Origin of the sequence: Mesobacillus sp. MER 48 (assembly GCF_023714225.1) — a bacterium.
Classification (GTDB): domain Bacteria; phylum Bacillota; class Bacilli; order Bacillales; family Cytobacillaceae; genus Mesobacillus; species Mesobacillus oceanisediminis_A.
Window position 1 is genome coordinate 148,823 of sequence record NZ_JAMAUR010000004.1, and the last position, 15,372, is coordinate 164,194.

Here is a 15,372-nt window from a genome sequence, read left to right on the forward strand (position 1 = left end):
CCGATATAATTGTTCAACTCTTTAACTCCACCATGCATTTCCTAAAATGCCCCTTTTTCATTATTATTCTCAGTATGACTAAATCCATCTTAATAATACATGTTTGCATTTTCGGAACTCTACCCTTAAAAGAGGCACCCATCCGATTGAAAATGTAACAAAATCAGGAACGTGAGGAAAAAGAAAGGTCCAATAAAACGATATTAGGTTGGTTAAAGGAACCACCGGGTCATCCTTCACCCGAAACATTTCTAAAAATAATAGAACGACTCGAATACATACGGGGAATAGAATTAGAGACGGTAAAAATTAGTCATTTGCATCGCAATCGCCTGTTACAGCTATCTCGTTTAGGTTCAAGATATGAGCTTTATGCATTTCTTGACTTTCAAGAAAATAAACGATATTCGATATTAACCGTCTATTTATTACATCTTACTCAGGAGTTAACTGATAAAGTTTTTGAAATTCATGACAGACAAATACTTAGTTGTTATCAAAAGGCCGTAAAGCTCAAGAGGAAATTCAGAAACAAAACGGTAAAAAGCTGAATGAGAAAGTTATACACTTTCCGACATCGGACAAGCCTTAATCAAAGCAAAATAGGAGAAATTATACGTTTTTGAGACTTTAGAATCCGATATCGAATGGAATTCTATTGTCTCGTCGGTGGAGGTAGTACAGGAGCTTGCACGGTTCTGTCGACTATGATTATTTAGATTTACTATAAAAACGATTTTATTCACTTGGAAAATATACCCCGACGCTATTAAGGATATTGGAATTTCATTCTACAAAGGCAAATTAACCACTTTTACAGGAGGTAGAGATTATCCGAGAAATGAATGAATCCGGCAAGGGAAAAGTTCCGATGAATCACTTGTGGATTGTATTTCGAAGCGTAAGAAAAAGCACTTATATGAGGATGACGGTACAATCAATCGTCATTATTACGAAAGGGCAGTCTTAACGGAACAAAGAGAACACGTTCGTGTTGGTGGTGTATTTCATTGTGAGTAGTAAACAATATAAAGATTTTGAGGAATATTTGTTTTCGGTAGATACATGGAATCAAACGAAAGAGAATATGAATAACGTATATTTCCGCGTTTCGTTATATTTATGTACACAAAAATATTATGCACACTTTATAAACAGAAAATGGATTGTTAAATTAATATGGTTTTAAGATTAATAATTTATGCACACCTCCTTTCTTGTAGATACTGTTCGCGGATAGGTGACGAGCTTGTGCTGCTCATACAAACCCTGAAGCACATTGGATGTTTTCTTTGCCGAGAAGCCGAAGCGTTTATTGGCGTCACGCTGTAATTCTGTCAGGTCATATGGCAGCGGCTGCGGTTCGAATTTCTGTTTGCGATCGAGTGACTTCAACGCTGCTTTCTTATTGGATAGCTTCTTTTGAATTTGGTCTGCTTTTTTCTGTGAAAAAATACGCTTTTCGCCTTTATGGTCCCACTCAGCATTTAGAGATCCAACCTTTGCCTGGATGGTCCAGTAATCCTTCGGAACGAATTTATTGATTTCATCCTCGCGTTCAAGGACCATTGCGAGTGTTGGAGTCTGGACCCGCCCTGCAGATAATGGATCCTTATATTTGGTTGTTAAAGCCCTGGAGACATTCAAGCCGATTAGCCAGTCAGCCTCGGCACGGCAGACAGCCGACTCGTACAGATCTTCATACTGCTTGCCAGGCTTCAGGTTTTTAAAACCTTCCTTTATGGCGCGGTCTGTCTGGGACGAGATCCACAAACGCTTGATCGGCTTGCGCCAGTTGATGCGCTGAAGGATCCATCTTGCGACAAGCTCACCTTCACGCCCGGCATCGGTCGCGATGATGAATTCACCTACATCCTTGCGCTCAGCAAGATGTTCAATCGCCTTGAATTGGTGGCTCGTCTGCTTGATGACCTTCAGCCCCATTTTTTCAGGGATGATTGGGAGTTCTTCAAGCTTCCAGACTTTATACTTCGGATCATAGTTCTCCGGCATCTTCAATTCGATCAAGTGGCCAAGTGCCCAGGTGACGATGTATTGATTTCCTTCAAAATAACTTTTATGCGTTTTATTGCAGCCAAGCACACGCGCCAGTTCGCGGGCAACACTTGGTTTTTCTGCAAGGACTAATGATTTCATGATTGCTCCTTTCAAAACAAAACAGTTTTGCTTATGCTTTACTTATAATATCATTTTAGATGATCTCAACTTTGAGAATTGTCCAGCTACAGCGCCTAGCCCCTCGAGTCGCTTCGGTCCTGTCAATGAAGTCAAAGAGCGACTTCACTGCCAGGCCCTCCAGCGCTTGTCCGGGCTGAGCGAGGCGCTTCCGCTTTTCTTAGTATAATAGAAAAAAGCGATTTTTTGTAATGGAGGGAACCATGAGCGATTATATAAAAGAAATCCGCGCTTTGATCGGCAGCCGGCCATTCATCCTTGCAGGTTCTGCGGTACTTGTTTTTAATAGGGAGTATGAAGTATTGCTGCAGCTTCGGGCTGATACGGGCAGGTGGGGAATTCCAGGGGGTGCGATGGAACCTGGCGAGAGTTTTGAAGATACTGCTCGCAGAGAACTGTATGAGGAAACGGGGCTGCGCCTGAATTCATTGAAGTTTTTGGATGTTATCGCTGGTGAGGAATATTACTTTCAATATCCGAATGGCGATGAAATTTATAATGCGATTGCCTTGTATGCCTGTACTGATTGGGGCGGAGAGCTGCAGATGCTCGATGGCGAAAGCAAGGAGCTGCGCTTTTTTGCCTTGGACAATCTGCCTTCACTCCAGGGGAGGCCGGAATTGATAATAAACAAAATCAAGGACTATGGAATCCTGCCAGTCATCAGGGAAATTGAACTGAATCATGTCATAGCAGCTGCTGAAGTTCTTGATCTTCAGAAAAAGTCGTACAGAATTGAAGCGGAACTGATTGGCACGGAGGAAATCCCACCGTTAAAAGAAACATTCGAACAGCTGCAGAATTGCGGTGAAACTTTTATGGGTTATTATATTGAAGGTCTGCTGGCAGGGGCAGTTTCCTTTAAGAAGGAAGGGAAGGTGCTGGATATTCATCGGATGATGGTCCACCCTGACTATTTCCGCAGGGGAATTGCCGGGAAGCTGTTGGCCGAGATTGAGCGCCAGGACCGCCAGGAAATCATTGTCTCCACCGGGGCCGCCAATACGCCTGCTATCAAGCTTTATGAAAAACTGGGCTTTGTGCGCCAACATGACTCAGTAGTCGGAAATGGACTGGTAATCGCTAATTTTAAAAAAGAATCATAAAAAGGACCAGGCAGTGTGCCTGGTCCTTTATCTGAAGTGAAGTACATAAACCTTATACCTTATTTTAAACAATGGTTCCGGAAAACGAAGCCCAACAACCTTATTCCTTAATCCTGACGGCTGTCCCTGTTGCGATGCACATCATTATGCCTTCACGCAAGGTCTCAAAATCAAGGTCTACACCGATAACGGCATTTGCTCCCAGGCGGCGTGCTTTGTCCTCCATTTCGCGAAGCGCGATCTCACGGCCTTCCGCCAGTTTGTTCTCATATGCAGAACTCCTGCCGCCGATCACATCGGTGACACTTGCCAAAAAGTCGCGCACGACATTCGCGCCCATTATCGCTTCTCCAGAAACAACCCCCATGTATTGTTCAACTTCCTTGCCTTGCAGTGTCGATGTAGTGCTTACGATCATGTTTATTCCTCCCCGAATTTTATGTGCTGACTGTGAAAAGATTGTGTATGGATAACTATACGATGTTCGGTGGAAAAAGTTTCACAAAAAGAACCCGGCTATTGGCCAGGTTCAGGAATAACTTATACTTCATCTTCCTCAATCCGATTTTTGAAAGCTTCCTGGACAACCAGGAATTCCTCGTCTTCCTGTGCTTCGGTTTCAGGACGTTTTGCTTTCAGTGCATCTGCAGGCAAGTCTCCTGGATGGCCTTTTTTCTTATGGTTGAATTCTTTTCCTCTGCCCATTCGTGAACCCTCCTTTCTTGTCTCATGTAGTTTTTCCTGAGGGAACCTGAAATATAGAGGCTGTTTTCGTAAAGATTTATGTTAAAATCCTAAAGCCGATTTTAACGTGCTATAAAGCCATTTTGCAGTTCGTTTTTAAGTGTGCAAGCTCTTTTCTCATAACAAGCTTTAATTTTGTGTAGAAAACTAGCTCATTCAATCCCAATATGTAGTCAATAGCAATAAAGTTTGAGAAAAGAGCCTTATAAAAAATGAACGGCATATGATTGTATAGATACAAATTTTATGAAAGGAGGGCGCTGGAATGGATGAAAAAGTGTATGCCAAAGATTTAGTGGAATGCCCGACTGTTTTTTGTGCAAACCGTGACGACCAGGCACCATTATTTACGGCAGATGCCTTGATCAATGGTGATATCAAGAAAATCAATCTGGAGGATTATCGTGGGAATTGGGTCATTTTATTTTTCTATCCGAGCGATTTCACTTTTGTCTGACCGACAGAGCTGGCGGCGGTCGCCGCTATTTATCCATATATAAAGTCGATTGGTGCAGAACTGATGTCCATCAGCACGGACAGTGTTTACAGCCATCGCGTCTTTAAAGAAACTTCACCATTACTGAAAAATGTGACGTTCCCGATGGTCAGTGACAGGACACAGGTCATCAGCCGTGCCTACAGGGTGCTGGATGAAACGACAGGTGCCTGCTTCAGGACTTCAGTTTTTATCGATCCCGAAGGCATTATCAGAGCCAAGTTGACTTATCCAAGAAACGTGGGGAGGAATCTCCCGGAACATCTGAGAATTCTCCAGGCACTGGAATATGCGAAGCAAACAGGGAAAGGCGTACCGGCGAACTGGGTGCCCGGGCAGCCTGGAGTCAGTACAAATCCCTCGAATATCGGAAATATTTAATGAGTGCAGGTCCTTAATACAGGGCCTGTTTTTTATGTCTGTGACGCGCATCACAAAATATAGGAAAGATGTCACAAAATATCTACAAAAATCTTCGATATCACTCACAAAGTTTTTTTAAAATAGAATTACGACTATGTTAATCTTTTCACAAACTAATGAATTTTGGAGGAATCAAAATGGATGAGGTCCTGATATTAAGCCGGATTCAGTTTGCTGTCACCGTGTTTTATCATTTCTTGTTTGTACCGCTGACGCTTGGACTGGTCATTCTTGTAGCCATCATGGAGACCAAGTATGCTCGCACCCTTGACCAGACGTATAAACGGATGGCGGATTACTGGGGAAAGCTGTTTGCGATCAACTTTGTTCTTGGAGTCATCACCGGCATTACAATGGAGTTCCAATTTGGGACGAACTGGTCCGAGTATTCGAAGTATATGGGGGACATTTTCGGTTCGCCGCTCGCGATTGAAGCACTGGCCGCTTTTTTTCTTGAATCGACCTTCATGGGCATCTGGCTGTTCGGCAAGGACAAGTTTTCGCCAAAAATGCGGGCTATCTCAATCTGGATGGTTGCGCTCGGCACGAATATCTCTGCACTATGGATCATCACTGCCAATGGGTTCATGCAAAATCCTGTAGGCTATGTCCTGAAAAATGGCCGTGTAGAGCTGAACAGCTTTACGGAGCTCGTTACCAATCCTTATGCATGGTATATGTTCGTACATACAGTCGTCAGTGCCTATATCGTTGGCGCGTTTTTCATGATGGCCATCAGTGCCTATCATTTACTGAGGAAAAATGAAACAGGGTTCTATAAAAAGTCTTTCAAATACGGGCTGGCAATGGCACTGTTCTCTGCCACGCTGACTCCATTCATCGGCCACCAATCCGGGGTATTCGCGGCAAAGATGCAGCCGGCTAAAGGAGCGGCGATGGAAGCAGTCTGGGAAACCCAGAAGGACATGCCTTTCCATCTTATACAGATTCCTGACCAGGAAAATGAGCGGAATGCGTTTGAAGCAATCAGCATTCCTAAACTTGGCAGCTTTTTTTACACGAATTCCTTCGATGGCGAGGTAACGGGCCTGAATGATATAGCGAAGGATGAACGGCCGAATGTTGAATTGGTATTTTACGCCTTCAGGGTGATGGTCGCGCTCGGCGTCTTTTTCCTGGCTGTATCATGGTATGGATTGTATTTGCACCGGAAAAATAAGCTCGAGAGCTCCCCTCGATATTTGAAACTCGTCCTTTACTCCGTGCTCCTTCCATACCTTGCAATTAACGCTGGGTGGATGGTGGCAGAGGCGGGACGGCAGCCGTGGGTGGTTTATGGATTGATGAAGACAACAGAGGGTGTGTCTCCGATTGCTGTATCACAAGTGGTCTTCTCACTGGCAGCGCTCGTCATTTTTTACACGGTTCTCCTGATTGCAGATGTCTATTTGATCATAAAGTATGCGAAAAAAGGGCCGGAATCAGAGGCCCAATATGGTCTTGAAGGAGGCGTGAAGCATGTCTCATGATACACTCGCGATTATTTGGTTTGGTCTTTGGGGCTTGATCTGGACCGTTTATTTCATCCTTGATGGATACACGCTCGGAACAGGGATGCTATTGCCCTTCACAGCTAAAAACCGCCAGGAAAGAAACCAGCTACAGGAAGCAGTCGGACCGTTCTGGGGCGGGAACGAGGTCTGGCTGATTACAGCCGGAGGTGCGACCTTCGCCGCATTCCCATCCGTCTATGCTGACATGTTCAGCTTTTTATACACACCGTTATTTCTCGTCTTGATTGCCCTGTTCATAAGGGCCGTCGGGCTCGAATTCATGCATAAGGATGACAACCCAATCTGGCAGGCTGCCTGCAAATGGGGCTTTTTTGCCGGAAGCTTCCTGATTGCCTTCTTGTTTGGTGTGACTTTCGCCAATTTGTATCGCGGCCTGATGATCGGGGCAAATGGCTACGAAGGGAATTTGTTCAGCCTTCTTAATGGATACGGGATTTTGGGTGGATTACTGTTTGTTTCGCTGTTCCTGTTATCCGGGTCATTATGGATCCAGTTAAAAACATCAGGACAAACGGCAGTGCGGGCTTACAGGATTTCGCGTGTGTTGGCAGGAGTGGCGCCAGCAATGCTGTCACTATTCTTCCTGGCAACAGTGAACCGGACTCCATTGCTGGATAACTACTCGGAGCATCCAGTTCTCTGGATTGTACCAATTCTCGCCTTGGCCGCGATGCTTTCATCGGCTTACTTTATCTTTAAAAAGAAAATCGGCTATGCGTTCACTTCAGTCTGCTTAACCATATTCACAAAAATGGCGTTCGGATTCATCGGGATGTTCCCGAACATGCTGCCATCAAGAATAAACAGCACCTACAGTGTCAGCCTATTTGACGCAGCCGGAAGCAAACTCAACCTGACGATCATGTTCATTGTCGCAATCATCTTCGTGCCAATCATCCTTGCCTACCAATCATGGAGTTACACATTGTTCAAAGACAAAATCTTAAAAGAGAATGCGAAAGGATACCAATAAGAAAAGGCGTCTGGGTTACCAGACGCCTTCTTTTTGAAGGAGCGATTTAAGCAGGGATTCTTTGGGCATTCGGGTTAAAGAGTTTTCTGGACAGTTCAAACAAAGTTCCGTTCCAAAATGACTAAGAAAAGGAGTTTCCTGGACAGTTCATACAAAGCTCCGTTCCAAAATGTCTAAGAAAAGCAGTTTCCTGGACATTTCAAGCTAAGTTCCGTTCCGAAATGTCTAAGAAAAGCAGTTTCCTGGACAGTTCAAACAAAGTTCCGTTCCAAAATGACTAAGAAAAGCAGTTTCCTGGACATTTCAGACCAAGTTCCGTTCCGAAATGTCTAATAAAAGCAGTTTCTTAGGCATTTCAAACAAAGCTCCGTTCCAAAATGTCTAATAAAAGGGGGTTCATGAACATGTCAGAGAAAGACTCACCTCAAAATATCCAATGAAATATACATGAACAGAGCGTTCAATACAGCAAAAATAAGACCTATTAGATTCACTCTAATAGGTCACATTTCTATGTTAAGTCCGTAACCGTAGTTTTTAAATTTGCATTGGTGCTGATATTTCTTTCAATAACCGTATTTTCTTTTTTCAGGTATCTGGCGTAGGATCTGTTCCATTTTTTTATGGCAGCATAGGATAGAATCGCTGTGACTATGACGATACCAGCGATGACTGGCCAAAATGCTGTGGATACATAACCGCCGTCGTAGGCTAATCCGATCGGTGAGAACACAATATAGGTGATGGCAACGAATGCAAGCAGGATTATGGATACTGGCAATGTGTATTTCCATGGAACCATGTCAACAGCTGCTTCTGATCGGAAGGTATATGGTGTCGCTCTTGGCTTCCAGATTCCAATCCCGACCATGATGGCGACTTCAGCCACGAACAGGATTGCGTATATATGGATGAAGTGGATTGGGACTGCATAATCGAACAGATGCTGGGTTCCCCAGACAAGCATATAGTATGTGATGACATGGAAGATGATCACAGCTTTTGCTGCCAGTGCTGGTATTCGTTTTGAGAATATGCCGACAAGCAGGATGGCGATGATCGGGATATTGAAAAAGCCTGTGAATCTCCTGATCAGGTCCCATAAGCCCTCAGGCGCGTTCATTAACAATGGTGCAATACATAATGAAATGACTGCCAGAAGCGTGCCGGAAATTTTGCTTACGGAAATCAATTTTGCATCATCAGCTTCTCGATTAAAGCGCGCTTTATAGATATCGAGCGCGAACATTGTTGCAGCACTGTTCAGTAACGAGTTGAACGAGCTCAGGACTGCTCCGAGGAGGACGGCCAGGAAAAAGCCGGACATCCACTTCGGAAGGATATCGGAAATCAATGCCGGATAGGCGAGATCCACCGATTTCAAGCCGCCTCCATACATATGGAAAGCGATAACACCGGGAATCATCATTGTAAGTGGCACAAGCAGCTTATAAAACCCGGAGATTAATACACCTTTCTGTCCCTCAGCAAGGTTCTTTGCGCCAAGGGTTCTTTGGATGACATACTGGTTTGAAGCCCAGTAGAATAGGTTGGCAAAAATCATTCCGGTAAAAATGGTCCCAAAAGGAACGGAATCCTGCTTTGTTCCGATGGAGTTCATTTTTTCAGTGTCGGTCGTAGCGATTTGCTTCATGCCATCGCCGATACTGCCGTCTCCCAATGCGATCAGACCAAGGATCGGAACAAGCAGCCCGATGATGATCAAGCCGATACCATTTAAAGTATCGGAAATTGCAACTGCTTTCAGTCCGCCGAAAATTGCATAGATGGCACCGATGATGCCAATGATCCAGATGACAATCCAAACCGATGCTTCATAAGAAATGCCAAATAGTTCAGGAACGTTGAAAAGCTGCAGCACAGCCAGGGCACCAGAATAAAGCATGGAAGGTGCAGTCACGAGTATGTATCCGAGCATGAACAGGAGGACAGTGTATTGTCTTACGCCTTCATCAAACCGCTTGCTCAAAAACTCGGGAAGGGTAGTGAAGTTGCCCCTGAGGTATTTCGGCAGAAGGTAGGTGGCCATGATAATGATCGCGAAGGCAGCTGTAACCTCCCAGGCCATGTTTGACATATTGGTGCGGTAAGCCTGGCCATTCAAGCCGACCAGTTGTTCAGCTGACAGGTTGGTAAGCAGCAGGGAACCGGCAATGAAACCGCCTGTCAGGCCGCGTCCAGCGAGGAAGTAACCTGCGGAATCACTGACCTCCCCTTTCGTTTTTATATAAGAATACCAGGCTACCAGACCCATGAAAAAGGCAGCCGAAACCAGAGTGAATCCAATTCCCCCAACATTCATTCAATGACACCCCTTGATGTGTAATTTTTTACTATTTAATAGCCTGCTTGCTGTATCTTTAAACCTTTAACGCGATAAAATATTATTTCCGAATATTTAAATTAGAAAAAAATGGATGAAAGTTATATACTAATAGTAGTTATGATGAATTTAATGGACTGGAGTGGTTCAGATGGATTTTTCAATGGTGGTTTCTGAGGATCGTATCAAGCGTGCTTATAAAGATGGAGAGTTTGAAAATCTGCCAGGCTACGGAAAACCGCTGATTCTGGAAGATTTGTCAGCTGTGCCGGAACACCTTAGAATGGCGTACAAGATGCTGAAAAACGCTGGTTTTTCACCAGAAGAACAGAGGCTCAGGCAGGAAGTGATGTCAATCGAGGACTTGATCCGAACTTGTGAAAATCCCGAAGAGAAAAACAGGCTGAACCAGGAACTCAGCGCCAAGTTGCTTAAGTACAATAAAATCATGTCCAGCAGGGGTGCCAGGACAAATTCCTCTATTTTTAAAAATTATGAACGGAAAATTGAAAAGAAACTATTATAAAGAAATGGCCAGGTGGAGAAATCCAACCTGGCCATCTTATTATTAGAGATAATTTTTCAGCAGGATAAGATACCCGTAAGGTATCTTACGCACCAAGCTTCTCGATTTTTTCAGCTGCAGCGGCTGTCTGGCTGACGTAGGCGGCAATTGTCTGGTTATCATCGTTCAATGTTTCGATCGTGGCGTTCATCTCTTCAAGGCCGGCAGTTGCCTGCTCGATGATTGCAGCCAGCTCACGTGTTGAAGCTTCGACATCGCCTGTCTGATTCTGGACATCGCCAACCATCAATTCGAATTGGCTGAATTGATTTGTCAGCACTTGCAAGGTACAACTGACATCTGCAAAGAAACCAGAAACCTCCTCTACAGCGGTGCGGCTATCCGCCAGTTTTTCACTGCTGTCATTCATTTTTTCCAGTGCAGCTGAGTTTGTTTCATTTACAGAAGTAAGGTTTTCGGTAATCTGGATGGCGGTTTCCTTCGTCATTTCCGCGAGCTTGCGAATTTCATTGGCCACGACGGAGAAGCCTTTGCCAGCCTCGCCAGCCCGCGCCGCTTCAATCGAAGCATTCAAGGCAAGCAAATTTGTTTGCTCAGTGATGTTGCGGATGTTGACGATGAAGCCATTGGTTTCTTCGATTTTCTTCGTCAGCATCGAGAATGTCTGGCTCAATTCGGAAATTGAAGCAGCAAGCTCTTTCATATCACCCTGGAGCTCGCTTATTTTTCCAGAACCGCTTTCTGTCGCTTTGGCAGCCTGTAGAGTATTATCTGAGAGCAGAACAGACATTTCCGACATTTCATCCATTCTTTGCTTTGTCAGCTCTGCATTCTCAGAAATCTGATTGATTTGTTCAGTCTGAACCTGGCTTCCGGCAGAAATTTCATTGACGGCGATTTTCATTTCTGTTTGTGAAGACAGATGGGTCTGGATTTGTTCATTTATTTTACCAAGACTCTCAGTCACGACGAGCAGTTCGCTATGCAGCAAGGCACTGTGCTGCTCTTTCCGTACTTTTTCATTTTCGGATTCAGCCAGGAAGGATTCCAGGGAATGAAAGGAATTCCTGTTCAGGCGGATCAGCACAAACAATACTGCACCCATCAACACATAGCAGAGCACGATGGCGGCGAAGGTGCTGCTTAAAAAGTCCTGGTTTTCTTTGGCCAGCAAATTGTTCATGATGACCGCAACCAAGCCGAGGCTGTAACCGGTAATGAAGATTTTCAGGTTGAAATGGATGGCTGAGAAGACAGCAAGGAATATCAGTACCAGCAAGAATGCCCCATTGCCGCCAAACATTCCGATATAGATGAAATGGTGGGTGAAAATAGCCGCAAATGCGGCATAAGGGAAGAGAGCCTCTTTCTTAAGCCATAGCTGCAAAATCAGGAAAAACAGGATGAAAAATGATAATTCACTTACATAAACCATCGTTTTAATGAATGGTTCTTTTTCAATCAGTGTATAGGCAGAAGTCGCAATCAAGGATACCGAATAGGTACTTAGCATCAAAACGTTCTTTTTTCTTGTATCCTGCCTGCGGAGATTTTCAATAGCCTCCACGTAAAATCCTCCTCAACTAATCAATTGTCTTTGCTTATGTTATATCGGCATAGAAATCTTCAATTTTAAACGCTTGGCTAAAAATTATTTTTGATCGCTAAATCACTTAAGATTTATAAAAATGTGTCGAAATAAAAAGAGATACTATGACAGTTTAGAGCTAGAGACAGAAATAGAAGTAAAGCAGACAGGGGAGTCGTACATGGATAAGTCGTCGATCATTGGTGTCATATTAGCGATCATTGCAGTCGGAGTCGGGATGGTATTGAAGGGTGTAAGCGTCAATGCGCTCGTGAATCCGGCAGCGTTCTTAATCATAATTGTGGGTACTGTTGCGGCGGTGTCAATCGCTTTTCCGGCGAAAGAACTGAAGAAAGTGCCCAAGCTGTTTAAAATCCTCTTCAAGGAACAGGAAAGTACTGATTTACCGTCATTGATCCGCCTGTTTTCTGAATGGGCCCAGCTTGCCAGAAAGGAAGGCCTGCTTGCGCTCGAAGCAAAAACAAGTGAGATTGAAGATGAATTTTTGAAAAATGGCTTATCGCTTGCTGTGGATGGACAGAGTGCCGATTACATCAGGGACGTGTTAACGGAAGAGGTTGAAGCGATGGAAGAACGCCATTTGTCAGGTGCAGCCATTTTCACCCAGGCAGGTACTTATGCGCCGACTCTCGGGGTTCTTGGGGCAGTAGTTGGTCTGATTGCTGCACTGAGCCATATGGACAATACCGATGAGCTTGGCAGGGCAATCAGTGCTGCGTTCGTTGCGACGTTGTTGGGGATTTTCACTGGGTATGTGTTATGGCACCCATTCGCCAATAAATTGAAGCGCAAATCAAAGCAGGAAGCACAAGTGAAATACATGATGATTGAAGGCATTCTTTCAATCCTTGAAGGGGAAGCGCCGCGAGTAATCGAGCAGAAGCTTGCTTCCTACCTGCCAGCTGGTGAACGGAAGCTGATACTTGAAGAAAGCGTCGTGACTCAGGATGAGTAAGAAAAGGAAAAAGAAGCATCATGAGGAACACATGGATGAGTCCTGGCTGATCCCGTATGCGGACCTGCTTACGCTCCTGCTTGCATTGTTCATCGTCCTGTTCGCCATGAGTTCGGTCGATGCCGTCAAGTTCCAGCAGATGTCGAAAGCGTTCAATGATGTTTTCTCCGGAGGGACAGGGGTATTTGAATTCCAGAGCCCGATGCCCGAAGGCCAGATGGAATCGCCTGATGAACGCAAGGAAGACGTCGAAAAGAATGATGAAGACAAGGCTGATGCCGCCAAAGACCAGATGGAGCTTATGGCCCTCCAAGAGAAGGTCAACGCTTATATAGCTGAGAAAAAGCTGACAGACAAGCTGAATACAAAGCTGACGGATGAAGGACTGCTGCTGACAATCCGTGACAATGTCCTGTTTGAGTCGGGCAGGGCAGAAGTTCGTTCATCAGATATCAACATCGCAAATGAAATCGCGGACCTGCTGATCATGGAGCCTCCACGGAATATCATCATCAGCGGACATACAGATAATGTGCCAATCAGGACTGCGAGATACGAATCGAACTGGGAACTGAGCGTCATGAGAGCCGTTGAATTCATGAAAATCATTTTGAAAAATGAACAGCTCGACCCTCGCTGGTTCAGCGCAAAAGGATTTGGAGAGTTCCAGCCAGTCGCAACGAATGACACAGCAGAAGGCAAGGCAAGGAACCGCCGGGTAGAGATCCTAATCCTTCCGCGTACAAGCAATAATCCAAGTTAATAGACAATACCGCTGCCAGACGAAATGGCGGCGGTTTTTTAATTTGGGTATTTTCATAATATTGGATATTTGCTATGATTTAGGAATCTAACTTTCCGAGGTAAAAAGAAATGAATAAACTAAAAAACTATTATCGCCAATTCCATCCGATTGTCTGGGTGCTGCTGAGCGGTACTGTCCTTGCGAGGGGATCCGCGTTCGCAACACTGCCGTTCCTGGCCATCTACCTTTCTAGGAATCTGGATTTGCATCCTGTATTGATTGGATTGACGATTGGAATCAGCCCATTGTCTGGTGTGATCGGCGGCTTTCTGGGCGGCCATTTGTCAGACAGATATGGCCGTAAGCCAGTCATGATCGGTTCGTTGTTCGCGATGTCGCTTGTCTATTTTGGCTTCATGATCGCTGAGACACCGGGCTGGTTCATTATTTTAAATGCATTGAATGGCTTGAGCGGATCATTCTTCGAACCGACCAGCCAGGCACTGATTGCCGATTTGACGGAAAAAAGCAAGCGGATGAGGGCCTTTTCACTCAGATATACGGCCATCAATATCGGAGCATCAGTCGGTCCATTGCTTGGTGCCTATCTGGCAGTGGTTTCTGCCAAATCAGCTTTCATGGTGACGGGGATTATGTATTTCGTCTATGTTTTGATCCTGGCACTGATGATGAAGAAATATGATCTGGGCAACCCGGCAGGTGGAGGGGCAAGCAAAGTAACGATTGCCAGTTCCTTAAAAATCATCAGCAAAGATAAGGCATTGAGATATTTGATATTGGGAACGATCATCATTAATTTTGGGTATTCACAAATGGAATCCACTGTGCCGCAATATCTTGAATCGTCGATTGCAAACGGGGTATTTGTCTATTCCGTGATGCTGTCCATCAATGCAATTCTGGTCGTCCTGCTGCAAATGCCAATCAGCCACTTTGCGGAAAGGTTCAAAACGATGCAGGTGATGATGGCAGGTGCGGTCTTCCTGTCATTGGGAATGCTGACGTTTAGCTTTGTAACTGGCTGGGTCACAGGCATTACGGCAATTGTTTTTATTACAATTGGAGAGATACTCATCTTCCCATCAAGCAGTTATCTGGTCGATCAGCTTGCAACGGATGAGCTGAGGGGCACCTATTTCGGAGCGGCACAATTTCGGAGAATCGGCCATTTCCTCGGACCGATTGCGGGCGGATATTTATTGAAGGAAGCAGGCGGAACCATATTATTTATGTTCATATCCCTGGCTGTACTTGGCAGTATCCTGTTTTTCGTCCAGGGCAACAGAATTTTTGTGAAAAAAATGCCCCCTGCTATTGAAAACTAGCAAAAAGAGCAAGATTCGATCGAGAATCTTGCTCTTTTTGCGTTTTTTAGGAAAGGGATCATCCGAACAGAATGTTATATAGCGAAAAAATAATTAATATAGCGGAAATCCTAAATATATAGCGGGAAAATATGTTATATAGCGAAAAACATTTTTATATAGCGAGAATTTCATTTTTATAGCGATTTGAAAAAAACTGGCGAAAAAAAAGAAGCCGGTCAATTCATTACTAGGCTTCCTTGCCCGGTGGGTCAGGCTGGCACATTTTATCAACGGCGACGCCAATCACTAGCATCATGACAATCGGAATGGAGAAGTTCAGTATATGAACAATCGTCATGCCCATTACCTCCTCGAATTAATTAGATATACAT

The 15,372-nt window shown here is 44.5% G+C and carries 12 protein-coding genes and 3 pseudogenes; 10 read left to right on the plus strand and 5 right to left on the minus strand.

The features are described 5' to 3' along the window. Window positions 1-185: 185 nt before the first annotated feature. A pseudogene (locus M3593_RS15545) lies at window positions 186-1,138 on the plus strand (Tn3 family transposase); the annotation flags it as partial. 83 nt (window positions 1,139-1,221) lie between these two features. Here M3593_RS15545 and M3593_RS15550 read toward each other — a convergent pair. Beyond that, window positions 1,222-2,157, minus strand: a pseudogene (locus M3593_RS15550) (DNA topoisomerase); the annotation flags it as partial. 242 nt (window positions 2,158-2,399) lie between these two features. Between M3593_RS15550 and M3593_RS15555 the strand changes: the two are divergent. After that, window positions 2,400-2,831, plus strand: a pseudogene (locus M3593_RS15555) (NUDIX hydrolase); the annotation flags it as partial. Next, entirely contained in the window at window positions 2,817-3,302 is a 486-nt protein-coding gene (locus M3593_RS15560) for a GNAT family N-acetyltransferase (protein WP_251665124.1), read from the plus strand. The pseudogene M3593_RS15555 and the gene M3593_RS15560, both read left to right, overlap by 15 nt. Window positions 3,303-3,402: 100 nt before the next feature. On the opposite strand, the gene M3593_RS15565 is transcribed toward M3593_RS15560, so the two are convergent. After that, window positions 3,403-3,720, minus strand: a complete 318-nt coding sequence (locus tag M3593_RS15565; protein WP_251544001.1) for a YbjQ family protein — start codon at window positions 3,718-3,720, stop codon at window positions 3,403-3,405. 122 nt (window positions 3,721-3,842) lie between these two features. Continuing rightward, complete coding sequence (locus M3593_RS15570; protein ID WP_186326657.1) at window positions 3,843-4,007, minus strand: hypothetical protein; 165 nt, start codon at window positions 4,005-4,007, stop codon at window positions 3,843-3,845. A 304-nt stretch (window positions 4,008-4,311) separates the two neighbouring features. On the opposite strand from M3593_RS15570, the gene M3593_RS15575 reads away from it, so the two are divergent. The 3 genes from M3593_RS15575 to cydB all read left to right on the plus strand — a co-directional run bounded on the left by M3593_RS15575 (window position 4,312) and on the right by cydB (window position 7,473). Beyond that, entirely contained in the window at window positions 4,312-4,923 is a 612-nt protein-coding gene (locus tag M3593_RS15575) for a peroxiredoxin (RefSeq protein WP_251543999.1), read from the plus strand. A 179-nt stretch (window positions 4,924-5,102) separates the two neighbouring features. Next, window positions 5,103-6,455: a cytochrome ubiquinol oxidase subunit I gene (locus tag M3593_RS15580; RefSeq protein ID WP_144475212.1), complete on the plus strand. Its 1,353-nt coding sequence runs from the start codon at window positions 5,103-5,105 to the stop codon at window positions 6,453-6,455. Then, a complete protein-coding gene (cydB, locus tag M3593_RS15585; protein WP_251543997.1) occupies window positions 6,445-7,473 on the plus strand; it encodes a cytochrome d ubiquinol oxidase subunit II in 1,029 nt (342 codons plus the stop codon). Before M3593_RS15580 ends, cydB begins: the two co-directional genes overlap by 11 nt. Window positions 7,474-7,984: 511 nt before the next feature. Here the strand turns inward: cydB and M3593_RS15590 are convergent. Beyond that, complete coding sequence (locus M3593_RS15590; protein WP_251543995.1) at window positions 7,985-9,796, minus strand: solute:sodium symporter family transporter; 1,812 nt, start codon at window positions 9,794-9,796, stop codon at window positions 7,985-7,987. Window positions 9,797-9,968: 172 nt separating this feature from the next. On the opposite strand from M3593_RS15590, the gene M3593_RS15595 reads away from it, so the two are divergent. Further along, the gene (locus tag M3593_RS15595) at window positions 9,969-10,343 is read left to right on the plus strand and encodes a DnaJ family domain-containing protein (protein ID WP_251543993.1); all 375 of its coding nucleotides are present in this window, start codon (window positions 9,969-9,971) and stop codon (window positions 10,341-10,343) included. Window positions 10,344-10,428: 85 nt separating this feature from the next. On the opposite strand, the gene M3593_RS24290 is transcribed toward M3593_RS15595, so the two are convergent. After that, window positions 10,429-11,910 (minus strand): methyl-accepting chemotaxis protein, encoded by a 1,482-nt coding sequence (locus M3593_RS24290; RefSeq protein WP_251543990.1) that lies wholly within the window; start codon window positions 11,908-11,910, stop codon window positions 10,429-10,431. A 202-nt stretch (window positions 11,911-12,112) separates the two neighbouring features. Here M3593_RS24290 and motA point away from each other — a divergent pair, with 202 nt between their 5' ends. The 3 genes from motA (at window position 12,113) to M3593_RS15615 (ending at window position 14,998) form a co-directional block, all read left to right on the plus strand. Next, window positions 12,113-12,907, plus strand: a complete 795-nt coding sequence (gene motA / locus M3593_RS15605) for a flagellar motor stator protein MotA (protein ID WP_144475207.1) — start codon at window positions 12,113-12,115, stop codon at window positions 12,905-12,907. After that, window positions 12,900-13,670: a flagellar motor protein MotB gene (gene motB, locus M3593_RS15610; protein ID WP_251543988.1), complete on the plus strand. Its 771-nt coding sequence runs from the start codon at window positions 12,900-12,902 to the stop codon at window positions 13,668-13,670. The genes motA and motB overlap by 8 nt, the downstream gene beginning before the upstream one ends. 110 nt (window positions 13,671-13,780) lie before the next feature. Next, a complete protein-coding gene (locus tag M3593_RS15615; protein WP_251543986.1) occupies window positions 13,781-14,998 on the plus strand; it encodes an MDR family MFS transporter in 1,218 nt (405 codons plus the stop codon). The last annotated feature ends 374 nt before the right edge of the window (window positions 14,999-15,372 follow it).